26 protein-coding genes are annotated in these 24,940 nt (G+C 73.7%); 17 read left to right on the forward strand and 9 right to left on the reverse strand.

The window, feature by feature from the left end; all coding sequences use genetic code 11:
* The first annotated feature begins 1 nt into the window (after position 1).
* From ACIOSR_RS04945 to ACIOSR_RS04980, 8 genes are all read left to right on the forward strand, one after another.
* Entirely contained in the window at positions 2 to 562 is a 561-nt protein-coding gene (locus ACIOSR_RS04945) for an RNA polymerase sigma factor (RefSeq protein ID WP_277960179.1), read from the forward strand.
* On the forward strand, positions 559 to 1,185 hold the full coding sequence (locus ACIOSR_RS04950; protein ID WP_402751969.1) for a methylated-DNA--[protein]-cysteine S-methyltransferase: 627 nt from the start codon (positions 559 to 561) through the stop codon (positions 1,183 to 1,185). Before ACIOSR_RS04945 ends, ACIOSR_RS04950 begins: the two co-directional genes overlap by 4 nt.
* Before the next feature lie 44 nt (positions 1,186 to 1,229).
* Entirely contained in the window at positions 1,230 to 1,886 is a 657-nt protein-coding gene (locus tag ACIOSR_RS04955; RefSeq protein ID WP_402752204.1) for a DNA-3-methyladenine glycosylase I, read from the forward strand.
* Positions 1,883 to 2,845, forward strand: a complete 963-nt coding sequence (locus ACIOSR_RS04960) for a DNA-3-methyladenine glycosylase family protein (protein ID WP_402751970.1) — start codon at positions 1,883 to 1,885, stop codon at positions 2,843 to 2,845. Before ACIOSR_RS04955 ends, ACIOSR_RS04960 begins: the two co-directional genes overlap by 4 nt.
* An 89-nt stretch (positions 2,846 to 2,934) precedes the next feature.
* The gene (locus ACIOSR_RS04965; RefSeq protein ID WP_402751971.1) at positions 2,935 to 3,309 is read left to right on the forward strand and encodes a hypothetical protein; all 375 of its coding nucleotides are present in this window, start codon (positions 2,935 to 2,937) and stop codon (positions 3,307 to 3,309) included.
* 116 nt (positions 3,310 to 3,425) lie between these two features.
* Entirely contained in the window at positions 3,426 to 4,712 is a 1,287-nt protein-coding gene (locus ACIOSR_RS04970) for a M18 family aminopeptidase (RefSeq protein WP_056047805.1), read from the forward strand.
* A gap of 102 nt (positions 4,713 to 4,814) precedes the next feature.
* Positions 4,815 to 5,546, forward strand: a complete 732-nt coding sequence (locus tag ACIOSR_RS04975) for an ABC transporter ATP-binding protein (protein WP_402751972.1) — start codon at positions 4,815 to 4,817, stop codon at positions 5,544 to 5,546.
* Complete coding sequence (locus ACIOSR_RS04980) at positions 5,543 to 6,844, forward strand: hypothetical protein (RefSeq protein ID WP_402751973.1); 1,302 nt, start codon at positions 5,543 to 5,545, stop codon at positions 6,842 to 6,844. The genes ACIOSR_RS04975 and ACIOSR_RS04980 overlap by 4 nt, the downstream gene beginning before the upstream one ends.
* 11 nt (positions 6,845 to 6,855) lie before the next feature.
* On the opposite strand, the gene ACIOSR_RS04985 is transcribed toward ACIOSR_RS04980, so the two are convergent.
* On the reverse strand, positions 6,856 to 7,473 hold the full coding sequence (locus tag ACIOSR_RS04985; protein WP_402751974.1) for an RBBP9/YdeN family alpha/beta hydrolase: 618 nt from the start codon (positions 7,471 to 7,473) through the stop codon (positions 6,856 to 6,858).
* Between the two features lie 48 nt (positions 7,474 to 7,521).
* Here ACIOSR_RS04985 and ACIOSR_RS04990 point away from each other — a divergent pair, with 48 nt between their 5' ends.
* Entirely contained in the window at positions 7,522 to 8,058 is a 537-nt protein-coding gene (locus ACIOSR_RS04990; RefSeq protein WP_173151437.1) for a DUF1990 family protein, read from the forward strand.
* Positions 8,059 to 8,118: 60 nt separating this feature from the next.
* Here ACIOSR_RS04990 and ACIOSR_RS04995 read toward each other — a convergent pair whose 3' ends face one another.
* Complete coding sequence (locus tag ACIOSR_RS04995; RefSeq protein ID WP_402751975.1) at positions 8,119 to 8,829, reverse strand: hypothetical protein; 711 nt, start codon at positions 8,827 to 8,829, stop codon at positions 8,119 to 8,121.
* A gap of 137 nt (positions 8,830 to 8,966) precedes the next feature.
* On the opposite strand from ACIOSR_RS04995, the gene ACIOSR_RS05000 reads away from it, so the two are divergent.
* Positions 8,967 to 10,076 carry an alpha/beta fold hydrolase gene (locus ACIOSR_RS05000; protein WP_402751976.1) on the forward strand — a complete coding sequence of 370 codons (1,110 nt, stop codon included), beginning with the start codon at positions 8,967 to 8,969 and terminating at the stop codon, positions 10,074 to 10,076.
* Positions 10,077 to 10,180: 104 nt separating this feature from the next.
* On the opposite strand, the gene ACIOSR_RS05005 is transcribed toward ACIOSR_RS05000, so the two are convergent.
* From ACIOSR_RS05005 to ACIOSR_RS05015, 3 genes are all read right to left on the reverse strand, one after another.
* Positions 10,181 to 11,461, reverse strand: coding sequence for an Nramp family divalent metal transporter (locus tag ACIOSR_RS05005; protein WP_402751977.1), 1,281 nt, complete (start codon positions 11,459 to 11,461; stop codon positions 10,181 to 10,183).
* 215 nt (positions 11,462 to 11,676) lie between these two features.
* Positions 11,677 to 12,396, reverse strand: coding sequence for a hypothetical protein (locus ACIOSR_RS05010; protein ID WP_402751978.1), 720 nt, complete (start codon positions 12,394 to 12,396; stop codon positions 11,677 to 11,679).
* A gap of 107 nt (positions 12,397 to 12,503) precedes the next feature.
* The gene (locus tag ACIOSR_RS05015; RefSeq protein ID WP_402751979.1) at positions 12,504 to 14,000 is read right to left on the reverse strand and encodes a hypothetical protein; all 1,497 of its coding nucleotides are present in this window, start codon (positions 13,998 to 14,000) and stop codon (positions 12,504 to 12,506) included.
* Between the two features lie 167 nt (positions 14,001 to 14,167).
* On the opposite strand from ACIOSR_RS05015, the gene ACIOSR_RS05020 reads away from it, so the two are divergent.
* The 4 genes from ACIOSR_RS05020 (at position 14,168) to ACIOSR_RS05035 (ending at position 17,992) form a co-directional block, all read left to right on the forward strand.
* Positions 14,168 to 15,091, forward strand: a complete 924-nt coding sequence (locus ACIOSR_RS05020) for a CoA ester lyase (protein ID WP_082460322.1) — start codon at positions 14,168 to 14,170, stop codon at positions 15,089 to 15,091.
* A 246-nt stretch (positions 15,092 to 15,337) separates the two neighbouring features.
* Positions 15,338 to 15,931 carry a PadR family transcriptional regulator gene (locus ACIOSR_RS05025; RefSeq protein ID WP_402752205.1) on the forward strand — a complete coding sequence of 198 codons (594 nt, stop codon included), beginning with the start codon at positions 15,338 to 15,340 and terminating at the stop codon, positions 15,929 to 15,931.
* A 125-nt stretch (positions 15,932 to 16,056) separates the two neighbouring features.
* The gene (locus ACIOSR_RS05030; RefSeq protein ID WP_402751980.1) at positions 16,057 to 16,938 is read left to right on the forward strand and encodes a DNA/RNA non-specific endonuclease; all 882 of its coding nucleotides are present in this window, start codon (positions 16,057 to 16,059) and stop codon (positions 16,936 to 16,938) included.
* Positions 16,939 to 17,005: 67 nt separating this feature from the next.
* A complete protein-coding gene (locus ACIOSR_RS05035; protein ID WP_402751981.1) occupies positions 17,006 to 17,992 on the forward strand; it encodes a hypothetical protein in 987 nt (328 codons plus the stop codon).
* Positions 17,993 to 18,028: 36 nt separating this feature from the next.
* Here ACIOSR_RS05035 and ACIOSR_RS05040 read toward each other — a convergent pair whose 3' ends face one another.
* On the reverse strand, positions 18,029 to 18,388 hold the full coding sequence (locus tag ACIOSR_RS05040; protein ID WP_056046678.1) for a hypothetical protein: 360 nt from the start codon (positions 18,386 to 18,388) through the stop codon (positions 18,029 to 18,031).
* Positions 18,389 to 18,609: 221 nt separating this feature from the next.
* On the opposite strand from ACIOSR_RS05040, the gene ACIOSR_RS05045 reads away from it, so the two are divergent.
* Positions 18,610 to 19,347: a trypsin-like serine protease gene (locus ACIOSR_RS05045; RefSeq protein WP_056046680.1), complete on the forward strand. Its 738-nt coding sequence runs from the start codon at positions 18,610 to 18,612 to the stop codon at positions 19,345 to 19,347.
* 169 nt (positions 19,348 to 19,516) lie between these two features.
* Here ACIOSR_RS05045 and ACIOSR_RS05050 read toward each other — a convergent pair whose 3' ends face one another.
* From ACIOSR_RS05050 to ACIOSR_RS05060, 3 genes are all read right to left on the reverse strand, one after another.
* Complete coding sequence (locus ACIOSR_RS05050) at positions 19,517 to 20,041, reverse strand: GNAT family N-acetyltransferase (RefSeq protein WP_402751982.1); 525 nt, start codon at positions 20,039 to 20,041, stop codon at positions 19,517 to 19,519.
* Between the two features lie 28 nt (positions 20,042 to 20,069).
* A complete protein-coding gene (locus tag ACIOSR_RS05055) occupies positions 20,070 to 21,434 on the reverse strand; it encodes a peptidoglycan DD-metalloendopeptidase family protein (RefSeq protein WP_148053639.1) in 1,365 nt (454 codons plus the stop codon).
* A gap of 354 nt (positions 21,435 to 21,788) precedes the next feature.
* Complete coding sequence (locus tag ACIOSR_RS05060) at positions 21,789 to 22,229, reverse strand: MarR family winged helix-turn-helix transcriptional regulator (protein WP_402751983.1); 441 nt, start codon at positions 22,227 to 22,229, stop codon at positions 21,789 to 21,791.
* Positions 22,230 to 22,336: 107 nt separating this feature from the next.
* Between ACIOSR_RS05060 and ACIOSR_RS05065 the strand changes: the two genes are divergently transcribed.
* Positions 22,337 to 23,512: a hypothetical protein gene (locus ACIOSR_RS05065; protein WP_285063059.1), complete on the forward strand. Its 1,176-nt coding sequence runs from the start codon at positions 22,337 to 22,339 to the stop codon at positions 23,510 to 23,512.
* 98 nt (positions 23,513 to 23,610) lie between these two features.
* A complete protein-coding gene (locus ACIOSR_RS05070; RefSeq protein WP_402751984.1) occupies positions 23,611 to 24,888 on the forward strand; it encodes an FAD-binding protein in 1,278 nt (425 codons plus the stop codon).
* Positions 24,889 to 24,940 lie beyond the last annotated feature (52 nt).

Consider the following 24,940-nt stretch of genomic DNA (forward strand, 5'->3'; position numbering starts at 1 on the left):
CGTGGAACCCTTCGAGCGCGTGGTCGCCCGGCACGGTCGCACGGTCTGGCGGGTCTGCCGGGCCGTGCTCGACGAGCACGACACCGACGACGCCTGGAGCGAGACGTTCGTGGCGGCCCTCGTCGCGTATCCGTCGCTCCCCGCGTCGACGAACCTCGAGGCGTGGCTGGTGACCATCGCGCACCGCAAGGCGATCGACGTGCTGCGGGCACGGGAGCGTCGCCCCCGCCCGGTCGAGACGGTGCCCGAACCGCCGCCCGCGCCTCCCCACGACGAGACCGTCGCGCGCGCGGACGAGCTCGACGGGGCGCTGCGCACCCTGCCGCCGGGCCAGCGGCGTGCCGTGGTCTACCACCACCTCGTCGGGCTCTCGCACCGCGAGGTCGCCGAGCTGACCGGCATCAGCGCGGACGCGGCCCGGCGCGCGTCCGCCGACGGCATCGCGGCGCTGCGGCGGCTGCTGGCCGACCCCGCGACGCCTCGCGCGACCGGCGCCTCCGACCGGGTCGCCGGCCGCGCCTCCGTCCCGTCCGCCTCCCCCGAGCCGAAGGGCACCCGATGACCGCCTCCCCCATCGACGCGTCGACCGACCCCGGCGACCCGCTGACCGGCCTCGACCCGACCGACGAGCGACTCGCCGCGCTGCACGCCCGCTTCGCCGAGACCGCCCTCGGCGTCGGGGCGGTCGACGTGGCCTACCGCACCCTCGACTCCCCCGTCGGCCTCCTGCTGCTCTGCGCCACCGACGTGGGCGTGCTGCGGGTGGCCTTCCAGATCGAGGGGCACGACACGGTGCTCGACCGCCTCGCCACGACGATCAGCCCCCGCATCGTCGAGGCGCCGTCACGGCTCGACACCGTGGCACGCGAGCTCGACGAGTACTTCCGCGGCGAGCGCCGCGCGTTCGACCTGCCGCTCGACCGGCGCCTGTCGACGGGGTTCCAGCGGACGGTGCTCGAGCACCTGCCCGACATCGGCTACGGGTCGACGGCGAGCTACGCCGCGGTGGCGCTGGCCTCGGGCAGTCCTCGCGCGGTGCGGGCCGTCGGCACGGCCTGCGCCACCAACCCCCTGCCGCTCGTCGTCCCCTGCCACCGGGTGGTGCGGAGCGACGGGACCTCGGGCAACTACCGTGGGGGCATGGCGGCCAAGCAGATCCTGATCGACCTCGAGGCGGGGGCGTGAGCGAGGCGGTCACCCCCGGCGTCACCGCGGCTGGCACGGGAGCGGTGCCGTCGGACCTGGCGGGCGCGGGCGTCGTGGTCGGTGACGACGGGCTGGCCCGACCGGTCTGGGCATCGACCGATCCGCTGTTGCGCGAGTACTACGACACCGAGTGGGGGCTGCCGGTCCGGGACGAGCGGGGCCTGTTCGAGCGGCTGAGCCTCGAGGCGTTCCAGTCGGGGCTGTCGTGGGCGACGATCCTGCGCAAGCGTCCGGCGTTCCGGAGCGCGTTCTCCGACTTCGACCCCGAGGTCGTCGCCCGCTTCGACGACGAGGACCGGGCACGGCTGATGGCCGACGCGGGGATCGTCCGCAACCGGCTCAAGGTCGACGCGACGATCCGCAACGCGCGGGCGACGCTCGACCTGAGGGCCGACGGCGGCCTGGTCGACTTCGTCTGGTCGTTCGGGCCGGCCGAGACTCCCCGGCCCCGCACGATGGCCGAGGTGCCGACGACGTCGCCGGAGTCGCTCGCCCTCTCGCGGGCACTCAAGGCGAAGGGGTTCACCTTCGTGGGGCCGACCACCATGCACGCGCTGATGGAGGCCGCGGGCATCGTCGACACGCACCTCGTCGACAGCCACCGCCGCGGGTCGTCCGGGGTGTGGGGCGACGACGGCCGGCCGGTGCCGGACGGCGGCCCCCGGGCGGCCGGGTCGTGACCGCGGACTCGCCCGACGGGGCGGCACCCGACGGGGCGGCACCGGTCGGGGCGGTACCGCACGGGGCGCCCGCGCGCTTCGTCGTCGAACCCGTCGGCGCCTGGGACCACGCGCACGCCGTGGGATTGCTGGCGGCGCACAGCGTGCCGGGAGCCGAAGCCACCGACGTCGCCGCCGCCACGCACGCGCGACTGGTCGAGCTGGGCACGGGAGCCGAGCGCGCCTCCCACCGTCTCGACCTGTCGTTCACGGCCACCGGGGTCGACGTGACGGTGACCGGGCCCGACGGCGTGCCGCCGACGCAGGCGACGGTCGACGAGGCACGACGCGTCGTGCGGACGTGGCTCGACCTCGACACCGACCTCGACGACGTCGAGCGGGGCTTCGCCGACGACCCCGTGCTCGGGCCGCTCGTCGCGGCGCGTCCGGGCATCCGCGTGACGGGCAACCCCGACGGGTTCGAGACGGCCGTGATGACGGTGCTCGGGCAGCAGGTCTCGCTCGCCGCGGCGCGCACCTTCACCGGGCGGCTCGTCGCGGCCCACGGCGAACCCGTCGCGGGGACGGGCCTGACGCGGTTCCCCCGCGCCGACCGCCTGGCGGCCGCCGACGTCGACGAGCTGCGGGCCGCGGTCGGGGTGACGAACAGTCGCGCGCGGACGATCCACGCCCTGGCCGAGGTCGTCGCCGACGGACTCGTCATCGCCCCCGACGTCGACCACGCCGACGCCCGCCGACGCCTGCTCGCCGTGCCCGGCATCGGCCCGTGGACCGTCGAGTACCTGGCCGTGCGCGCCCTCGGCGACCGTGACGCCTGGCCCGCGGGCGACCTCGTACTGCGGCGCGTGATGGGCGGCCTGACGACGAAGGAGGCCGAGGTCGCCGGCGCACCGTGGTCGCCCTGGCGCGCCTACGCCCTGTTCCACCTCTGGGCCGCGGTGCTGCCGACCGCGCCGTGAGGCGTTCGGCGCCACCTGCCGACGACGACGACCGGACGAGGAGGCGCGGTGCGCCTAGCCTCGGAGGCCCACCACGAGAGGACCCCCCGATGAGCGACGCCCGCACGAACCCGGACCCGCACGAGCCGGACGACGAACTCGGCCACGGCGACGCGCTCGACCAGGCTGCCGTCGAGGCCGCCGCGATCGAGACGCACCGGGCCGCCCACGGGTCGGGCCCGACCGACACGCAGGGCGAGCCCGCCGCATCGGGCGAGGCGACGCCGGAAGGCGACGTCACGCAGCCGCTCGGCGGCCGCCACTCGGGCGAGGACGGCTACGTCGCCGTGAGTCCCGGCGGCGTCTCGGGCGAGCAGGACGCCGCCTTGACCGTCGACGACGAGGACCCGCACTCGGCCGACCCCGAGGCCAACGCCCACCGTGGCGACATCGGCGCGAACCGCGGCGGCAGCGGCGGCCGCTGACCCGTGTGAGACCCCGGTGCGGCGCCGAGACCCGCGTGCGCGAGCCGGGGCCTCGGCCCCGGCCTCGGCCACTTCGTGGGGTCTCGGCGGCGACCGGGTGGTGCATGCTGGTGAGGATGACTGACACGCGCCCCCACCTCGACGACTTCGCCCGCTTCATCCAGGCCTCGCCCTCGTCCTTCCACGCCGCGGCCGAGGCCGCCCGCCGGCTCGACGACGCCGGGTTCACCGCCCTCGACGAGACCGCCGAGTGGCCCTCGGGCCCGGGCCGTCGCTATGTCGTGCGCGACGGCGCGGTCATCGCCTGGATCGAGCCGGCCACCGCGACGGCCACGACGCCGTTCCGCGTCGTCGGAGCGCACACCGACTCCCCCGGCTTCAAGCTGAAGCCCAAGCCGACGACCGGCACCCGCGGCTGGCTGCAGGCCGGCGTCGAGGTCTACGGCGGTCCGCTGTTCAACTCGTGGCTCGACCGCGACCTCGAGTTCGCCGGCCGACTGGTCACCCGCAGCGGCGAGACGCACCTGGTGCGCACCGGGCCGCTGCTGCGCTTCCCGCAGCTCGCCGTCCACCTCGACCGGGGCGTCAACGCCGAGGGCCTGAAGCTCGACCCCCAGCGCCACCTGAACCCCGTGGTCGGGGCGGGGCCGCTCGACGAGGCCGACGTCCTCGGCCACCTCGCCGGGTTGGCCGGGCTGACCGGAGCCGACGTGACCGGGTACGACGTGGTCGTGGCCGACACCGCGCCTCCTGCGGTCCTGGGGATGTCGGGCGAGCTCTTCGCCGCCGGGCGCATGGACAACCTGTCGTCGACCCACGCCGGTCTCGTCGCACTGGTCGAGACGGCGACCTCGGGCGTCGAACTCGACCACGTCGCCGTGTTCGCGGCGTTCGACCACGAAGAGGTCGGTTCGGCCACGCCGTCGGGTGCAGCCGGGCCGCTGCTCGAGGACGTCCTGGCCCGGGTCTCGGCCGGTCTCGGGGCGACGACGACCGATCACCGCCGGGCCCTCGCCGGGTCGTGGTGCCTGAGCGCGGACGCCGGGCACGCGGTGCACCCGAACTACCCCGAGCGGCACGACCCGGTCAACCAGCCGGTCGTCAACCGCGGGCCACTGCTCAAGATCAACGCGAACCAGCGCTACGCCACCGACGGGCTCGGGGCGGCCGAGTGGTCACGGGCGTGCGAGCAGGCGGGTGTGCCGTTCCAGGAGTTCGTCTCGAACAACTCGGTGCCCTGCGGCTCGACCATCGGACCGATCACCGCGACGCGGCTCGGCATCCGGACGATCGACGTCGGCATCCCGTTGCTCGGCATGCACTCGGCCCGCGAGTTGTGCGGCGCCGACGACCCGGCCTACCTGTCACGCGCCGCCGCCGCCTTCCTCGCGCCGGACGCGTAGGCGCCGGCGCGGACGGCCGCGGCCCTGCCCTGCCCTGCCCTGCCCTGCTCGAGGCGGTTCGCCGTGACATGACGGTCTGACATGTCACGGTAGTCTGGTGCGATGCACGAGGCGAATCGACTACGACTGGCGGACGTCGAGATCCGGTACGGGCGCCGACCGGTGGTGGCCGCTCCCGCACTCGAGATCGCCCGATCGTCCACGACAGCGCTCGTGGGAGCATCCGGCAGCGGCAAGAGCTCTCTGCTTCGCTGCCTGACGGGCCTCCAACGCCCTTCCTCGGGTCAGGTCTTCGTCGACGACCTCGATCTGACGTCCTTGTCCCCCTCCCGGCTCGCTCGGCGACGGCGAGAGCTGTTCGGCATCGTCCTTCAAGACGGCGGCCTCGTACCGTCCTTGTCGGCCTTGGACAACGTGCAGATCGCTCTCGACCTCCGCCGCATCCCGAGGTCGCGATCCACTGCCCGATCGACCCTCGCCGACCTCGGCCTGACCAGACTGGCCGACCGGCGACCCGACGAGCTGTCCGGCGGCGAGCGGCAGAGGGTCGCCTTCGCCCGGGTGCTGGCCCAACGGGCACCTTTCGCGACGTTGGACGAACCGACCTCGAGCCTCGACGCCGAGAGCCGCGCCGACGTCGTCCACGGCATCCGTGCGCTCGCGGCCGCGGGGTGCGGCACGGTGCTGGTCACGCACGATCTCGAGCTCGCCGCCAGCGTCGATGCCGTCGCGGCGATCACCGAGGGGCAGGTCGTCACGCATCTGACCCCGACGACGGCGTCGGACATCCGCCGACGGATGCGAGCCGTACACGACACACAGAGCGAGAGATGATCGGCCTCGCTCGTCTCGCCGGGGCCTCCCTGCGCATGCTCGCGACCGATCGGGCCACCTGGTTCGCCTACGGCGCCGTCGTCCTGGTCACCACCGTCGTCGCCGGCCTCGCCCTGACGGGTGTCGACTCGGCAGGCGGCGCGCCCGCCCCCCTCGGAGGCATCGTCCGCTCGTGGACGACTCCCGCGGCGTTCATGGCCGTCGTCGCCGGCACGACGTGCCTCGCCGCCGTGTCACGACTGACCCAGTCACAGTTCGACCCGACCCGTCTCGCCTGGGTGCCCTTGGGCGTCCTGCCGTGGCAGGGGCGAGCGCTCATCGCCCTCGAGACGGCCGTCGTGACGGTCGCGGCCGCCACGGGGGGTGTCGCCATCGTGATCGTGACGGCCACGGCCCTCAACCCCCTGACAACTCCCTGGGGTTCCCTCGTCCTCACCACGGGTCCACTGGTCACCGTCGGCACATCGGTCGTCGTCGCATTGTCACTGACCCCGGCGCTGGTAGGTGCGACGAGCCGCTTCCCGCCGCGTCCGCGACGGGCCAGGCTCGGCCGCGTGCTCGGTTGCGCGATCCCCGTCGCGGCCGTCGTGGTGCTCCTGGCCCTGATGCCGTCGACTTCGATGAGAGACGACGACGTGGCCGGGCTGGTGCCCTGGTCGCTCCTCCTCGTCGTCCTCGGCTCCGTCGCCGCGTCCACGATCGGCCCTGCGGCCTGCCGTCTCGCCGCCGCCGGGCTCGGTCTGGTTGCGCGGGGTACCCGATGGACCATTCCCCGACTCGCCTTCCAGGCCGTCGCGGACGGCGTCCGCCGCGATGGCGCGGGCATCTCGGTGCCGATGGTCGGCGTCGCCGTCCCCGGCGGACTCGCCGCCGTCTTCCTGGCGGGCGACGAGGCCCTCCGTGCGTTCGGTTCGCTGGTCACGTCGGAGACGACGATCAACTGGGCGGCCGTGACCGGTCTCGCCACGGCGCCCGCCCTCCTCGCAGCGGTCACGGGTGCACTCGTCTTCAGCCTGTCGGCCCCGATCCGTCGAGACACCGGGCGAGCACTGCTCGCCGCGGGAGCCGCCCCGGCGACCCTTCGGGCCATCGCCTCCTTCGAGGCCGTCCTGCTCTGGGCTCTCGGGGCCCTTGGCGCCGTCGCCGTGGTAGCGGTCTCGGCCTCACCTCTGTTGTCGGCCGCCCAGGCCGACCTCGGCACGTGGGCGGCCGTGATCGTGAACCCGGTCACCCTGTGCTGTTCCGGGCTCGCCCTCGTCGCACTGCTGATGGGCAGTTCGTTCGGCCGACGGTCGTGACCGGCGGCGGATCAGCCGAAGGCCTCCACCGCCGGTGCCCCGAGCGCCCAGGCCAGGATCGCCGGCCACTCGCCGTAGCCCGAGTCCGGGGTGAGGTGACCGCCTCGGGGCACGACGACGACCGGGGCGTCGACCCGCGCCTCCCACGTGTCGACCGGGCCGAGCGGCAGCCACTCGTCGTCGTCCCCGGCGACGACGACCGACTCGGCGTCGCCCCCGAGCGCGAGCCGCCGCCCGTCGAACAGCTCCCCGGCCACGAACGCGTGGATCGGCTGGCCGGCGATCAGCTCGGGCGACGGAGGCGCGACCAGCGCGACCCGGTCGGCGGACGGAGGCGCGACGCCGGCCCGCAGCCTCAACCAGAGCAGGCACGAGAGGCTGTGGCACAGCACCGTCACCGGACGGCCCGCGGGCAGGGCGGCCCGTTCGTGTCGCACCGCGGCGTCCCAGGCGGCGGGCGTGGGCTCGTCGGCGTCGGGCAGCTGCGGGTAGCGCACCACGTGTCCGCGGGCCTCGAGCTCGCCGGCGAGCCAGCGCTGCCAGTGCCCCTCGGGACGATGGTTCTGCCAGCCGTGCAAGATCAGGAAGGCCGTGGGCGGGGTCGGCGTCGGGGCGGTCGCGTCGGTCACGGTCCGATCATGCCCCGACCCGGCGTCCTCACGTGGCAGGGTCGACCCATGACGTCACACCCGTACCGCGCCCGGTTCGGCGACGGCTACGCCTTCGAGGGTGAGCCCACCCTCGACGGTCCGCCGCCGACCGGATTCCACGTGACGACGCGCAGTCGGGTGATCGGCCACGGCCGGGCCGCCTTCGAGGCCGCGGGGGACGCCGTGCTGCACTGGCAGGTGCACCGCGGCTCGGGCTTCGTGCCCCTCGAGGTGCCCGTCCGCGTGGCCGTCGGTGCGACGAGCGTCTGGGGCGTGACCCTCGGCCCCGTGCACCCACCGGTCGCCTGCCGGGTGTTCGCCGTCGTCCGGTCCGCCACCGACATCGGCTTCGGACACGCCGCCCTGGTCGGCCACCCCCAGCGCGGCTGGGAGAGCTACCGCGTGCACCACCACGACGACGACCGCGTCACCCTCGACATCCGCGTCGTCTGGCTCCCCGCCGCGTGGTGGATGCGGGCCGCCGGGCCGGCGTCCGCTTTCGCCCTCTCGCTGATCCTGCGGCGCAACCTCCGTGCCCTCGACGTCGTCGTGGCCTCCGCCTGACGGCACCGCGCCCTCACCGGACGGCCCGGTCACCCCTCCGTGGGGACGAGGAGGCACGGCTCACGAGAACAGGTCGTCGAGCCACCTCTGCCAGGCCGACCCGGTCGCGGCGGCGTCGGCCCCGTCGGCGAAGTCGTGGACGCTGACGCTCACCCCGGCCCCCCAGGCCTCCCGCCCGAAGACGCGGACGAGCGCGCTCGCGGTCCGCAGCCCCACGAACGACGCCGTGCGGTACGAGAGTCCCGCGGCGACCGGACCGACGCCGGGCAGGTCGACCACGACGGCGTCACCGACCTCGACGTCGTCGGCCAGGTCGAGGGCCTGCAGCACCCGGGCGGCCGATCCCGCCGCCCGCGACGACTCCGGGGCGTCGACGCTCGTGAACGTGGCCTCCCGGCCCCTGAACCACGCGACGTACTCGGCGAGGGTGTGCAGGTAGAAGTCGGTGTGCTCCTCGACGCCGGGCACCTGCCCCTCGTCGAAGACGCTCGAGTGCCGGTAGGTCAGCCGGGTCGCCTCCTCGGTGTCGTCGCCTGCCTCGAGGGCGAAGTCGAGCTCGTTGAACCAGCCGCCCTCGCCCTCCATGCGGTTGGCGTAGTGGCGACCCGGTCGCCAGGCCGTGACCACCCCGCCCGGCCCGGCCGCGCCTCCCACCCGGGGTTCGACCTCGCCGGGCCAGAGCCACCCGCCGGTGCCCGTGGTGACGGCGTCGAAGACCACGGCGGGAGAAGCGGCGAGGGTGACGGTCCGGACGATGTCGGCAGCGGGCACGATGACTCTTCTCTCGTCGAGGCGGGTGGGTCGGAGGCGGTGGGCCGCGGGTGGGACCCGGCGGGGTCAGCCTGCCACCGGGGACCCCGCCTGCGCCAGCGTCCCGGGCTCCGAGCCCACCGTGCCACACTGATCCGATGACCCCTCGACGTCGCCACGCCGGTTCGCCACGGCGTGCGGCCGCCCGCGACGCCTCGCGAGCGGGGGACGTCGACACGACCGTCACCGTGCGTCGCGTCGAGCGGGGCGACCTCTACGTGCGGGTCAACACGATCGGCGACACCGGCGACCGTCCGTTCGTCCTCGTGCCGGGCATCGGCGTCTCGTCCGACTACTTCGAGCGCCTCGCGCCGAACCTCAACGAATTCGGCCCCGTGCACGCTCTCGACCTGCCGGGCTTCGCCGGGGTGCCGCACCCGGGTCACGCCCTGAGCATCCGCGAGTACGCCGACCTCGTCGGCACCGCCATCGACGAACTGGGACTCCACGACCCGGTCGTCGTCGGGCACTCGATGGGCACGCAGATCGTCGTCGACCTCGCCGCGCGCCGACCCGACCTGTCGACCGTCGTGCTGATCGGGCCGGTGATCGATCCGGCCCATCGTCACGTGCTCGAGCAGGCGGTGCGGTTCGCCCGGGCCGCCTGGCACGAGCCCGGCCGGGTGAAGTTCCTGGCCCTGAGCGCCTACGTGCTCTGCGGGGTGCGTTGGTTCTCCCGCATCCTGCCGAAGATGATGACCTACCCGATCGAGCGGCACCTGCCGCAGATCGCCGCCGACACCCTGGTCATCCGGGGCGAGCACGACGCCGTCGCCCCGCGCGAGTGGGTGCGCCGCGTCGGCGAATTGTTGCCCGTGTCCCGCCTGTGGGAGATGCCCGGGGCCGCCCACTCCGTCATGCACGCCCACGCCGAAGAGGTCGCCAAGCTCTGCGTCGAGCACGCCCAGCAGCCGATCCGACACGACGAGGGCGTCGAGCTGCACCACTACGTCGATGCGGGGGACGGCGACGAGAGCGACGACTTCAGCCCCAGCCCGGCCGACTTCGTGAAGGCCGTGGGGGCGCGCCTGCGTTCGACCGCGGCGACCATGCGCGGTGACGACGAGGCCCTCGCGAAGGCCAAGACGGACCACGCCGAGTCGATGCAGGCGGCGTTCGACCGTCGCCAGGCCGAGAAGGCCGCGGCCGGCGCCGACCCCGACGACGGCCCGCACATCGAACCCACCACCGGCGGCGCGGACCGCTGACGGTACGGCTCGTCCCGGCCGCGCCGAGTCGGGGCGGGTCGGGTCGGGTCGGGTCGGGGCGGGTCGGGAACGCAGGAGGCGCGGGTCGCCTCGCCGCCGGACCCTCACGCCCCCGAGACGGTCAGCCCGATCAGCACGAGGTTGAGGGCCACGACGACGACCACGGCCACCCAACCGGCGATCCGCGTCCCGACGGCGTTGACGCCCGTGCCCATGAGCGACCGGTCGCTCGTCGCGACGACGAGGGGCACGAGGGCGAAGGCGATGCCGAAGCTCAGCACGACCTGGCTGAGCACGAGCAACCACGTCGGGCTGATGCCCGTCGCGAGCAGCACGAGGGCCGGGATCAACGTGACGACCCGGCGCACCATGAGCGGCACCTGCACGTGCAGCAGGCCCTTCATGATCTCGGCGCCCGCCATCGCCCCGATCGACGTGGACGCCAGACCCGACGCGAGGAGGCCGACGGCGAACAGGACGCCGATCACCGGTCCGAGCGCCGCCGCGATGGCCCGCTGGGCCCCGGGGATCGTGTCGGTGCCGCCCTGACCCGACAGGGTCGAGGCTGCGAGCACGAGCATGGCGATGTTGACGCCGCCGGCGACGAGCAACGCCAGCACGACGTCCCACCGGGTGGCCTTCAGCACGCGGGCACGATCCGCCCCCTCGGCCACGACGCCGTGGTGGTCGCGGGTGAGTGCGGAGTGCAGGTAGACCGCGTGCGGCATGACCGTCGCGCCGAGCATCGACGCGGCGAGCAGCACGGCCGTGCTGTCCTCGAAGCGGGGCACGAGACCGGCGAGCATGCCTCCGGCCGACGGCGGGGCGAAGAGCAGCCCCGCGCAGAAGCCGAGCGTGAGGACGGCGAGCAGGGCGATGACGACGGTCTGGAAGACTCGCCCGCTGCGGTACCTCGTGAGCAGCAGCAGGCCGAGCGAGACGAGGCCGGTGATCAGGCCCCCGACGACCAGCGGCACCCCGAAGAGCAGCTGGAGCGCGAGGGCTCCCCCGATGATCTCGGCGACGTCGGTCGCGGCCGCCACCAGCTCGGCCTGACCCCAGTACGCCAGCCGGAGGGGCCGACGACGGAGGCGCGTGCCCATCACCTCGGGCAGCGACCGACCCGTGACGATGCCGAGCTTCGCCGACAGGTACTGGACGAGCACCGCGATGGCGTTCGCGAGGACGAGCACCCAGAGGAGCGTGTACTGGTACGCCGCCCCGGCCGTGAGGTTGGCGGCGACGTTGCCGGGGTCGACGTACGCGATCGCGGCGACGAACGCCGGGCCGAGCAGGGTGCCGCGGGGTCGGGCGTGCACGACCTGCGGGGCACGGCCGTCACGGGGGTGGTCGGCGTCGGCACGGCGGGTGTCGGACGAGCTCATGCCTCGACCCTAGCAAGATTTCGGTGTCCCGAAACCTGGGTGTGAGGCATCCGTAACCCGCGCGCAGGCCGCACGCCGCGCCCGCACACCGAACGCCGCGCCCCAACGCCGAGAACCCCGTTCACGAAGACGAACCACGATTGATCGGGGTTCTTCTTCGCGAACGGGGTTCTTCTCGGTGATCGGCTACGTGCCCGATCGGACGAGCGGAGGTGTTACTCGGTGGCGGCGGTGATCTTCGCGACGCCGACGAGCATCTCGTCCTGGACGGCGTCGGTCCCGAAGGTCTCGTTCAGCAGCGACGCGGCGGCAGGGCTGACGTGCACCGTCGTGCCCTCGAGCACGGCGTTGCCGTCGACGACCTCGAGGGGCTTCAGCGTGCCACCGTAGAGGTTGAAGAGGTAGGCGTCTTCGGCGGCGACGGTGCCGTTGGCGGTCACGGTGCCGTAGAGCTTGCTCTCGCCCGGGTCGATGCGGAAGTCGGTGAGTTCGACGACGGTGCCGTCGGCCGAGGTCAGCGACAGGCCGGAGCCGTCGTGGTCGATCTCGCCCTGGACGTAGGGGCGCACGTCGCTGTCGGGGCCGTAGTAGTCGACGTTGCCGCCCGTGATCGGGAAGGCGAAGGTGCCGTCGGTGAAGGTCGCGGTGCCGACGACGCCGGGGGTCAGGCCCAGGCTCGTGAGGGCCTCGACGAAGGACGCGTCCACGGCGACCTGCGTGTCGACGCCGTTCGACAGATCCGGGATGGACGCCTCGGGCAGCATGCTCTCGCCGGGGCCGGGTTCACGGGTCTGGTTGACGGGGTGCGTCGGGGCCGTGTTGTTGCTCTCGGAGTCCGAGGTCGAGGCGCAGGCCGCGAGCGAGAACACGAGGGCGCCGGTGGCGACGACGCCGAGGACGCCTCGACCGAGGGAGGAACGGAAGGGGGTGCGCATGAATGGTCCTTGTCTGTGCTGCCCGGTGGGGTTGATCGGTGTTCGACGCCCGGGCCGCGTCGGATGGGGCGAGGGGGCGACCCGGCCGGGACGCCCCCTCGCGACGCTCAGTCCTCTTCGGAGAAGAAGCGGTCGACCTTGCGGTGGTACCGCTGACCCAGCAGGCCACCGAGGACGGCACCGGCGAAGCTCAGGACGACGACGAGGCCGAGGCCGATGAGACCGGCGAGGGACGACGACTGCAGGTCGTCCATCGAGGGCACGAACGGGTTCGGCGACGACGAGTCTCCGGTCTGGGTGCCGACGACGCCGACGACGATCGCCAGGACGATCGTGATGACCAGGCCCCAGAGCCAGGTCGCGAGCCCCTGCTTGAAGCCGCTGAAGCGGGCGATGCGCGACGCCGTGTAGCCACCGATGAGGTACCCGAAGAAGATGATCGCTAGCACCACGATGCCCGAGGTCAGCGCGAGCACGTCGGCGTTGTCGGTCGTGAAGCTGCGCAGGTCGGCCATGGCGGTCGAACCGGAGGCGACCCCGCCCCAGGCCGCGAGGACGCCGCCGAAGATCGTGATCATGACGAGGCCGAAGCCCGTCGCGGCGAACCAGCCGAGCAGGCCGGCGCCGAAGCGGATGCCGCCGAACTCCTCTTTCTGCTGGGCGAGCAGCTCACGGCGCACCGACACGTGGTCGATGCCCGAGTCCTTGACGAGGGGGTAGGCGTGGGAGCCGGTGTCGCGACCCGCGGCGGCTCCTGCGGCCGCGCCTCCGGCTGCCGCCGCGGTGGGCGCGACGGCGGTGGGGGCGTCCTGACCGAACGAGGGCTGACGCTCGGCCGCGGCGCGGTCGGTGGCGTCGCGTTCGGCGTCCGAGCGGTCGTCGACCCACCCGTCGTGCGAGGACGAGGAGGCGCCGGTCGCCGCGGTCGCGGACGCCGCGGTGGCCGTGTCGTCCCCTCGGTCACCGGTGGCGGGCTCGCCGGCGCGGGCGGCCTCGGCCGCACGGAGGGCCTCGTCGTCGTGCAGCGGACGGCGCGTGCCGTCCGAGGAGGCGGACCAGGCCCGCTGGGCGGGCTCGGTCGGCGCCACCATGGGAACCGCCTCGATGGGACGGCCGGTCGAGGCCGCGTCGCGGTCGGACTCCGAGAGGACCTCGGTGTCGCGGCGGTCGGCGTCGGTCGACGCGTCGGCGTCGGCGCGCTGGTCGGACCCGGTGTCGCCGGGGACGTACTCGGCGGGCACCGAATCGGGCAGCGCCTCCTCGTCGGACGACGCGGGAGCCTCGTGCGCGTCCAGGCCGGACGCCTCGGGGTTCGCGGGGGCCTCGGCGACGACCGGGCGGTCCTCGGCGTCGGCGACGGGGGCCTGCTGCGTCGGGGCGTCGGACCCGAAGTCGACGGCGGGCTGCTGCTGCGTCGGGGCGTCGCCGCCGAAGTCGACGGCCGGGGGCTGCTGGGTCGGGACCTCGGAGCCGTACGGCACCTCGGTCGGCTCGACCGTCTCGCCGGTCTCGTCGGACCGCGGGGCGTCGTTCGTGTCGCCGTACTGGGGATCGCGTCCCTCGTGGTCGGGGCGGTCGCGCCGCGGATCGTTCGCGTCGGTCATGGCTCACTCCTGTCGGTGGGGTCGTTCCCTGGATCTGTGATCCGCCTGAACGTTACGCCCGAACGGCACCCCGGGCCGGGAGCCCCCGCCCGTGCCCGCGGGACTCACGGGCGCGGACGAGCCGGTAGCGTGGACCGGACCGCCGAGCGACGAAGGACGACGACGTCATGACCGACACCAGCCAGACCCCCTCCGACCCGACCGCGACGGCCTCCGGCGCGACCGACTCCGCGGCGACGGGCCGCCGGGCCGCGGCGGCCGCCCGCACGCGACCGAAGGCCGACATCGCCCGTTCGTGGCTGCTCGTGCCGGGCACCGCCCCCGACCGTTTCGACTCGGCCCAGGCGTCCCGCGCCGACCAGATCGTCCTCGACATCGAGGACGCGGTCGACCCCGCCCGCAAGCCAGCCGCACGCGACGACGTCGTCGCCTGGCTCACGGGCGGCGGCGAGGCCTGGGTGCGCATCAACGACCGATCGACCGACTTCTGGTCCGACGACGTCGACGCCCTGATGGGCCTGCCCGGACTGCACGGCGTCATGCTCGCCAAGACCGAGGCGCCCGAACACGTCACCGAGACCTTCGACCGACTCGGAGGCGCGGTGCCGGTGCTCGCGCTCGTCGAGTCGGCCCTCGGCATCGAGGAGAGCCCCGCCATCGCCAAGGCCCGCGGAGCGTTCCGCCTCGCGTTCGGAAGCGGCGACTACCGCCGCGACACCGGCACGAGCGCCGACGACCTGGCCATGGCTTACCCCCGCTCCCGCCTCGTCGTGGCGAGCCGCATCGGCGGGCTGCCCGGCCCGATCGACGGCCCGACGGTGGGCAGCAGCCACCCCGTCCTGCGCGAGCAGTCCGGGGTCGCGGTCGCCCTCGGCCTCACCGGCAAGCTCTGCCTCGACGTCGAGCAGCTGCCCGTGATCAACGAGGTCATCAGCCCCACGCCGTCCGACGTCGCCTGGGCCCAGGACTTCCTCGCCGACTTCGAGGGACGCGGCCGGGTCATCCGCGACGGCAGCGACCTGCCCCGCCTGGGCCGGGCCCAGAAGATCGAGAAGCTCGCCTCGGCGTTCGGGGTGCAAGCCGCGAACTGACGGCTCGACGGAAGGAGGCGCGTCCCACTCGGGACGCGCCTCCTTTCTTTTTGCCCGGATATCTGGCAGACCGTTGACAGACGATAGTCAACGACATATCTTTTACACATCGCGACAGCACGTCGCGACCTCGATCTCTTCCCCCCGACCCGAGAGGAGTACCCCATGGGTACCGACTTCACCCCCGAGAACCACGGCGACCCCCGTCGCCGGCACCACAACTCCCCCGACGCCCGACACGACCCGATGGGCCGCGGCGAGGGTCACGGCCGCTTCGGCCGTCCGTTCGGCCGCGGGTTCCGCCCCGGTCCGGGCTTCGGCGGCTTCGGCCCCGGTTTCGGCCCCGGCGGCCCGGGCTTCGGTCCCGGCGGCTTCGGACCGGGCCGCGGAGGACGCGGCCGGGCACGACGCGGCGACGTGCGCCTCGCGATCCTCTCGCTGCTGTCCGACGCCCCGTCGAACGGCTACGGCCTGATCAAGGCGATCGCCGAGCGCACCGACGGCACGTGGAAGCCCAGCCCCGGCTCGGTCTACCCCACGCTGCAGCAACTCGTCGACGAAGAGCTCATCTCGTCCGACGAGACCGCGACCAAGAGCGTCTTCACGCTGACCGACGCGGGCCGGGCCCACGTGGCCGAACACGCCGACGAGATCGAGAAGGCCTGGGCCGCCACGGCGGACGACGCGAGCGACACCGACCGCGAGTTCCAGACCAGCCTCATGAAGCTCATGGGCGTCGTCAAGCAGTTCCACCACGACGGCAGCGACGCCCAGCGGGCCGCCGCCACCGCCAAGCTCGACGAGGCACGCCGCGCGCTCTACACGATCCTGGCCGACTGAGCCCCGGCGGGCCGGGGCTCGGCCGACCGAGCCCCGGCGGGCCGTCCGCCGGTGGCGGCCGGACCGATGTCGGGGGCCGTCGGCATGATGGGGCCACGAGCACGACGACCCCGCCGGAGGCGCACATGAGCACCGCAGACGACCCCACCACCGCGAGCACCGCCGACCTCGCGCAGGCGGGGTACGACCCGTCCTTCCTCACGGTCGACGTGCCCCTGCCGGCCGTCCACGCCACCGTCCGCGAGCTGCCCTACGTCCACTTCACGGTGCTGCTCGACCCCGTCCGGCGGTTGGCCGCCCTGACGGCCGTCAACATCGACGGGTCGTCGCTGGTCGACCTCGGCCGGGGCGACGACTGGCACCTCGACGAGCGCGTGCCCGACGACGAACAGACGGGTCCCGAGGTGTACGCCTCGAACGACCTCGACCGGGGGCACCTCGTGCGTCGGCGCGACCCGGTCTGGGGCGAGCGAGCCGTCGCGGCCGCGGCGAACGTCGACACCTTCAGCTTCACCAACGCCGCACCCCAGGCCGCCGAGTTCAACCAGTCGAAAGAACTGTGGCTCGGCCTCGAGGACCAGGTGCTGCAGTACGCCTCCACGCATCGGCAGCGGCTGACGGTCTTCACGGCGCCCGTGCTGCTCGACGACGACGCGCCCTACCGCGGCATCCGCCTGCCCCGTCGGTTCTTCAAGGTCGCGGCCTGGACGACCTCCGACGGCGGTTCGTTGCGCAGCGCGGCGTACCTGCTCGACCAGTCCCCCGAACTCGACGGCGTCGACCTCGAGGCGGCCTTCGCCCGCGCGCACGAGCAGGGCGACCCGCCGCCCCTCGGGCCGTACCGCACCTACCAGGTGCCCGTCCGCGACATCGCCGAGATGACCGGTTTCGACCTCGCCCAACTCGCCGAGGCCGACACGCTCCGGCCCGTGCCCACGATCGAGCCGCCGGACGGCATCCGCGCGGGGTGGGTGCCGCTGACGTCGGTCGACCAGCTGTCGTTCTGACCGCCAGGCGACGCGACCCCGGCTCGTCCAGGCGGCTCGCATCGGGCCGTGCCAGCATTCTCGGGCCATGGCACCGAACGACCGAGATCCCGTCGACCCCACAGACGCCCCGTCACCCCTGCCGCCCGAGATGCCGCGCAGCCTGACGGTCCTGCGCGACGAGGACGCCCCACCCGTGCGGGCCACACCCTGGCGAGAGGTCCGGGTGGACTTCTTGGTGCCGACCACCTCGACCGGTGCGGCCTCCGGCGTCCGGCACCTGCTCGACGAACCCGAACTGCACTTCTCACCCGGGCTGCGCCAGGGGACGCTCGCCCTGATGCCCCGACGGTCGGCACTCCTCCGCGTCGTGCTCGCGTGGGAGTGGTCGGTCGAGGCAGCGTCGTTCGCCGTGCACTCCTTCGAGCCCGAGCCCTTCTCGTCCGACGAACGAGACGCCCTCGAGGCATGGTTGCGGGCGACGGCGCGGCGGTTGCAGCTGTTCGACGGCGCCCTCGCGCGTGCCGTCGCCCGGGTCGACCACGACGTGGTCCGAGGCGTCGACACGAGCTCTCCCGAGGCCTCGCTGGCCGGCGCCGCCGCTGCGGCCCGGGCGGCAGCCCCTGCGGCCGCGGGTTCGCCCGCCTCGGGCCCGGTCGGGGGCCGTCCGGTGCCCCACCACTCCGACCCGGTCGACCTCTCGGCGGCCGGGCCCGCCGCCACGACGATGCGGACGGCCACCCTCGGGACGAGACTCGCCTCCCCCGCCGTCGGCGCCGCCCACCCCGTGGTCGACGTCACCCTGCCGGACGCGAGCGACCCCGGCTGGGAGGTCTTCGTCGACGCCCTGAGCCGCCAGACCCTCGGTTACCGTCGCACCCTCGACGACGGCGGCAGCGCCTACGCGTTCACCTACCTCGTCGCCGACGACGTCGACGACGTCACGCCCGACGACCTGGTCGACTGGCACGACGAACACATCCAGCGGCAACTGCTCGTCGAGGACGCCCGCCAGGCGTACGTGCACCTGCTCGCCGGGCTCGAGCCGCCCGTCTCGGTGCAGTACACGGTCTGACCGACGCGGCGCGCGCCTCCCGGGCAGGCAGTCGGGTCAGGGGGCGACGTCGACGATGGCGACGAAGCGGGTGCCGACGCCGTCGACCTCGGCGCGCACGACGCCCGGCTCGGGCTCGGGCAACTCGTCCGCACCGTGGTCGTCGCAGCTGAGGTAGGTGTACTCGGGCCACCACTTCTTGGGGCGAGCCGCCTCGTGGTAGCCGCAGACGACGCACTCCAGTTCGACCCAGACCGGCTTGCCCGTGCGGTTCGCCCTTGACTGCACCAGCCAGGCCGGCGGCGTCCGCTCGATCGCGACGAGTTCGTCGACCGTCATCTTCGGCGGCAGGCCGTGGCGCTTGGCCATCTCGAGCGGGATGTCCAGTCGCAGGGCGGCGTCTCGTCGCGTGATCACCCGCACACGCTACCCGTCCGCCCCCACCCCTCGCGAGCACCGGCGCTGTTGCCACGCGCAACACACGCCGTCAAGTCGGCCAGAGTGCCGACTTGCCCCCGAACGAGGGCCAGGCGGAAGCTCGACCCAGGCGGCACGTGTCCGATCCACCCGGTCGGTCGATCACCGGACCGCCCGGCAGGCACCATCCGACACGCACCACACGAACCAAGGGGAACCACATGAAGACCTCCGTCGCCGCCGCCCTCACCGCCGCAGCCCTCGTCGTCGGATCGCTCGGGGTCTCGACCTCGGCCGTCGCCGCCGGGCCCGTCGACACCATCCGGTCGACGGACGTCGTCGGCGGCGAGAAGGCTCCCACGACGCCGTGGGCCGTGCAGCTGGTCTTCCGGACCGGCGGCACCGCGAGCTACGCCTGCACCGGCGAGCAGATCAACGCCAGCTGGGTGCTGACCGCCCGCCACTGCATCGACGGCGTCACCTCGATGCAGGTGTACCACTCGAACAGCACGACGAACCCGGGCACCGCGATCGCCGTCGACCGCGTCGCCGCCGCCCCCGCGGGCGACATCGCGCTCGTGCACCTCGGCCAGCCGAAGGCGCTCGGCAGCTACCCGACGCTGAACCTCGGGTTCCAGGCGACGTCGTCGGGCAGCGGCACGATCATGGGCTACGGCCTGCGCGCGAACTCGGTGCAGTCCGACGGCCTGTACCAGGCGACGGTGGGCCTGACCGGCCGCAGCACCGACGCCTACGGCGGGGCCGCACAGCACCTGACCGGCACCACCGGCGCGGCGAACCACGGCGACTCGGGTGGCCCCCTGATCGTGGGCGGCCAGATCGTGGCCGTCTGCTCCACCGGCGACGAGGCCGACCCGGGCGCGAACACCCGCGCCGGCTCGAACTACGCCGTGCTGTCGCAGAGCGCGACCTGGATCCGCTCGACCGCAGGCCTCTAGTCCGCGACCTCGGGCGGGTCCGCCGGCGACGGGCGGCCTCGGACGCAGGGCCCGTACGGACACGCCCACCCACGGAACGCAGGAGGCGCGCCCCGGTCACGCGACCGGGGCGCGCCTCCGTCGTCGTGTCGACCCGCGCCTCCTCGGGGGGGGCGTCGGCCGCCGGACGTCAGACGATCGGCTTCTCGAAGCAGATCGACTGCGGGATGGTCGTGACGTAGGGCTCGTAGGTCGGGATGCGGGTGAAGCCGATCTTCTCGTAGAGGGCGACGGCGTCGGGCTGACGGTCCCCGGTCTGCAGGATGAGCCGGCGGGCACCGCCCTCACGGGCGACCGCCTCGAGCTCGGCCATCAGCAGCCGGCCGATGCCGCGGCCGCGCTGACCGTCCGCGACGATCACCCGCTTGACCTCCCATTCGCCGTCCCGGCTCTGCACGAGGGCGTGGCCGACGGGCGTGCCGCCGTCGGCACCGTCGTCAACGACCACCAGCACGGTGGCCAGCACGTTCGACGGGTGCACCGTGAGGGCGGCGTTCCGGGCCTCGACGACGTCGACGGGTTCGACGACGTCTCGGTGGTAGCGGACGGTCATCTCGGCGTCCATGGCGTCGCGCAGGGCGACGGCACGGGGATCGTCGAAGGCGACGCGTTCGAGATGCAGCGGGGGCAGGGCGGAGGGAGCGGTGTTCGTCACCAGACGATTCTGCCCCCTCGTGGGGTGCCTAGAGTCGCACGCCCCGCGCGGCCATGAACGGCACGGGGTTGGTCGAGGCGCCGCCGACGCGGGTCTCGAAGTGGAGGTGGCAGCCGGTCGAGTTGCCGGTCGAACCGACGAGCGCGATCAACTGGCCCGCGACGACGCTCTGCCCGCGGGACACCTTGATGCCCCCGTTGACGATGTGGCCGTACGCGGTCGAGACGCCGCCGCCGTGGCTGACCTGGATGTAGTTGCCGTAGCCGCCGGTCAGGCCCGCGAAGGTGACCGTCCCGGAGGTCGCCGCGTAGATCGGGCTGTTGCAGCCGGGGGCCAGGTCGATGCCGTCGTGCATGCGGTACACGCCGGTCACGGGGTTCACGCGCATGCCGTAGCCGCTCGACATGTACCCGGCGCTGGGGCGCACCCAGCCCGAGCCGCTCGAGGCACCGCCACCGCCGGACGAACCGCCGCCGGCGGACGGGGCGGGCGCGGGTGCGGAGGGCGTCGAGGGCCGGGCAGCGGCGGCCGCGGCAGCCGCGGCGCGCTGCTGACGGAGCGCCTCGGCCTGGCGGGCGGCCTCGGCGGCAGCGGCGGCCTTGCGGGCCTCTTCGGCCTGACGCGCGACCTCGACGCCGGTGGCGTAGTCGGCCTCGGTCTGCAGGCTCTGGTCTTGCAGCACGGCGAGCTGGCCCTGGAGGCGCGACTCGTTCTCCTGCTGGGCGGCGACGGCGGCCGCGGCCGCGTCGGACGCGGCCTGGGCCTCGTCCATCGAGACCTGGGCGGCTCCCTGCAACTTCACGAGCGCGTCCGAGGCGACCTTGGCCTGGTCGGACAGCGACTGGGCCACGTTGCGGTCGTTCACGGCCTGCTGACGGATGCCGTCGGTCTGCTCGGTGAGCTTGCTCATCGCGCCGAGGCGGTACAGCAGGTCGTCGGCCTGCTCGGTGTCGCCCACGAGCTGCGACGAGACGTCACCGCCACCGGTGCGGGCGAGCTGGGCCGAGACCTGACCGGCGCGCTGTTCGCTGGCGTCGGCCACCGCAGCCTTCTCGTCGGCCTGCGACTGCAGTTCGGCGAGCTTGGCGGCACCGGCGTCGGCGTCGGCCTGGGCCTGCTCGAACTCGGCACCGAGACGTTCGGCCTCGGCCTGGGCGGTGGTGGCGTCGCTCGCGAGCTGGTCGAGCAGCCCCTGGATGCGGCTGACCTCGGAAGCCTTCGCCGACTCGCTCGACCGGGCCGCCTGGACGTCGTCCCACGTCGGGTACGAGGCGGCCTGTGCGGGCGAGCCCCCGAGCACCGCGCCCGACGCGACGAGCGTGAGGCTGAGCAGCACCGTCGCCACGGCGGCGGCGACGCCCTGACGGCGGGGCAGGGACACGGGCGAAGTCACGGAGGAGCACCTATCTGTGGTCGGTCCTGAGCCCGCTGGACGCGCCGGATCGACGGTCGTCGGGGGTGGGGAACCCGCTCAGCCTACGGGCGGAACCGGGAAGGGTAAACCCGCACCTCAGGGTTTCTCGTCATCGGCATGTCCCCAGTCAGGGGTTCACAGGGGGATGCACGACATGACTCCAGTCACATCCTTCACACGATCTGTACCCCGATCGACGAGGAGGCGCGGGTCGGCGACACCCGTCGCCCACCGCGACGGGCATCGCCGTTCCGGGCCGGGCCGGGGCCGGGCCGGGCCGGGCCGGCCATCGGGCACCCGGCACCGGGCACGGGCGCCGAGCCGCCAGGCGGGTCAGTCGACGAAGGCCGAGTTCAGACGGTGGAGCGCCGCGGCCAGCGCGTCGACCTCGGCGGCCGTCCATCCCTCGAGCCGGTCGGCCAGTGCGGACCGGTTGGCGTCGACCGATCGGGCGAGCAGGTCACGACCACGGGCGGTCAGCGTGAGCGCCTGGCCGCGGCGACCCTCGACCGCGGCCCCCGCGCCGGGCTCGACCAGGCCCAGCTCGACGAGTCCGCCGAGCTGGCGCGAGACGGTCGAGCGGTTCAGCCCGAAGTCGGCGGCGATGTCGGTGGCGCGGCAGCCGGGGTGGGTGGCGATGAAGGTGACGAGAGAGTGCTCGACGAACGACAGCGGGGCACTCTTGTGCCGGGCACGGGCGACGGCCCGTCGGGACACGGTCTCGAGCTCCGAGTAGACCGTGTCGATTCCTCGATGCCCCCGCTGGTCCGTCACGTGTTCAGCCTAACGGCGGGTGGTCGGGAACACCGAGGGGGTCGTTTGTGTTGCATAATGCAACTGTAGACCGACGGGCAACGGCGCCCCCGACCCCGAGGAGCCCCGTGACGACCACCGACCTGACCCTGCACCGCCCGGACGACGGCGCGCGCCCCGACCACGACCCGTTCCGCGCCGACGCGCTCCGGGGGCGGGACGACCGACCCGACCCGCGCCTCCACCGGGCTCACCAGCACGCCGGGCCCACGACCGCGCGCCGCCCGCGTCCCGACGCCGCGGCCTGGCGGTCCCTCGGCCTGCACGTGCTCATCCCGCTCTTCCTGGCCACCGGCATGGCCCTCGCCTACCTCGGCGCCTTCGGCCACCCGACCCCGCACCACGTGCCCGTCGCCGTCGTGGGCAGCTCGGCCCAGAGCGAGGTCTTCGCCCAACAGCTCAACGACGCCGACCCGGACGCCCTCGACGTGCGCACCGTCGCCGACGCCGACGCGGCACGCAGGCTCATCACCGACCGCGAGATCTCGGGTGCGTTCGAGGTGGGCGCCACCGACGCGACGCTGTACGTCTCGTCCGCCGCGTCGGACACGACCGCGAGCGTCCTGCAGAAGGTGTTCGGTCCGGTCGCCTACCGACTCGGGCTGCCCCTGAAGGTCGACGACGTCGTCCCGAGCGGCGAGGGCGACCCGACCGGACAGGGCCTGTTCTTCCTGCTCGTCGCCCTGAGCGTCGGCGCGTACGCGAGTGCCGCAGCCATCTCGGCGGCGAGCGCCCGGCTGGGACTCGGCTCGCGCCTCCTCGCCGGGGTCGTCACGGCGGCCGTGATCGCGGCGATCGGCACCGTCGTGGTCGGCCCCGTCTACGGCATCGTCACGACCGGCCTCTGGGGCGTCGCCCTCGTCAGCTGGTTGTACGTGACCGCCGTCGTCGTGATCGGCATCGGCCTGCACCCCCTGCTCCGCCACTGGACGACGCCGGCCCTGACCATGCTCTTCGTCATGCTGAACTTCACCAGCTCGGGCGGAGTCTTCTCGTCGCAGCTCGTGCCGCCCTTCTTCGGCGCGTTGGGCGCCTTCTGGAACGGCTCGGCCTGGCTGCACGCCACGCAGTCGATCGTGTACTTCCCCGGCCAGGGATGGGGCCGGGCCGGTCTGACGCTCGCACTCTGGCTGGCCGCGGGGCTCGCCCTCGCCGGACTCACCCACCTCTGGAGCGTGCGCCGCACCCGGCTCGCGAACGAGCGCGTGGCCGTCCGCGAGGACGAGGAGGGCATCGCCGCCTGAGCCGCAGGGCGTCGGGGACGCCGGGGACGCCGGGCGCGGCGGTGACGAGTGCGACACCGGGCCCCGGGCCCGCCGGGCACGCGTGCGAGACTCGACCGGTGACGACGACGCACGAGACCCTCCGGCCACCCCGACGCGACGAGCGCAACTGGGCCGACAGCTTCAGCTACGGGGCGACCCGGGTCGTGCAGCCGACCACGATCGACGAGCTGAGCGAGCTCGTCGCCGGGGCCCCGCGCATCCGGGCCCTGGGCACGCGCCACTCCTTCAGCGACGTGGCCGACGGACCGGGGTTGTTGGTCTCGACCACGGCGTTGCCCGCCGACCCGGTGATCTCGGACGACGGCCACGGCGTCACCGTCGGGGCCGGCACGAACTACGCCGTCGTCGCGCAGCACCTCGACCGACACGGACTCGCCCTGCTGAACATGGGCTCGCTGCCGCACATCTCGGTGGGTGGAGCGATCGCGACCGGCACCCACGGCTCGGGACTCGGCCTCGGGAGCCTGTCGAGCGCGGTGTCGGCCCTCGAGATCGTCGGGCCCGACGGGTCGCTCCGGACCGTGCGTCGTGGACAGCCGGGCTTCGACGGCAGCGTCGTGGCCCTGGGCGCCCTCGGCGTGGTGGTCCGGGTGACCCTCGACGTCCAACCCGGGTTCCGCATGCGACAGGACACCTACGTCGACCTGCCCTGGTCGAGCGTCGACGACCACCTGGTGGACGTCATGGGAGCCGGGTACAGCGTCAGCTTCTTCCACGAGTTCGACCACCGCATCCGCGAGGTGCTGGTCAAGTCGCGCGTGCCCGACGGCCTCGCCGACGTGTCGATGCCCCGTGACCTGTGGGGCGCCCGCCCCGCCCCCGTCGACGAGCACGCCGAGGTCACCGGCACGAAGTCGACGCCGATGGACGGCAGCGTGGGGTCGTGGGCCGACCGGTTGCCGCATTTCCGCATCGACGCCACCCCGTCCGTGGGTTCCGAACTGCAGAGCGAACACTTCGTCGCCCTCGAAGACGGTGCGGCCGCCCTCCGCGCCGTACGACGCGTCGGCGACGAGCTACGCCCGCACCTGCACACCTGCGAGACCCGCACCGTCGCGGGCGACCCGCTCTGGTTGAGCCCGACACCTCAGGACAGCCTGGGCATCGCCTTCACCTGGAAGAAGCACCCCGCCGAGGTCGCGGCCTTGATCCCCCGGGTCGAGGAGGCGCTGGCCCCGTTCACCCCGCGCCCCCACTGGGGCAAGCTGTCGGCCCTGCCGCACGCGGCGATCGTCGCGGCCTACCCGAGACTGACGGATTTCGCCGACCTCGTGCGCGAGATCGACCCCGAGGGCAAGTTCGGCGGCCCGGCCGTGGAGCGCCTGCTCGCCTAGCTGCGACGGCGTGGAGCGCGTGCGCGCCTAGGCGCGACAGGTGGTCGACGGG

Origin of the sequence: Frigoribacterium sp. NPDC087798 (assembly GCF_044742985.1) — a bacterium.
Classification (GTDB): domain Bacteria; phylum Actinomycetota; class Actinomycetes; order Actinomycetales; family Microbacteriaceae; genus Frigoribacterium.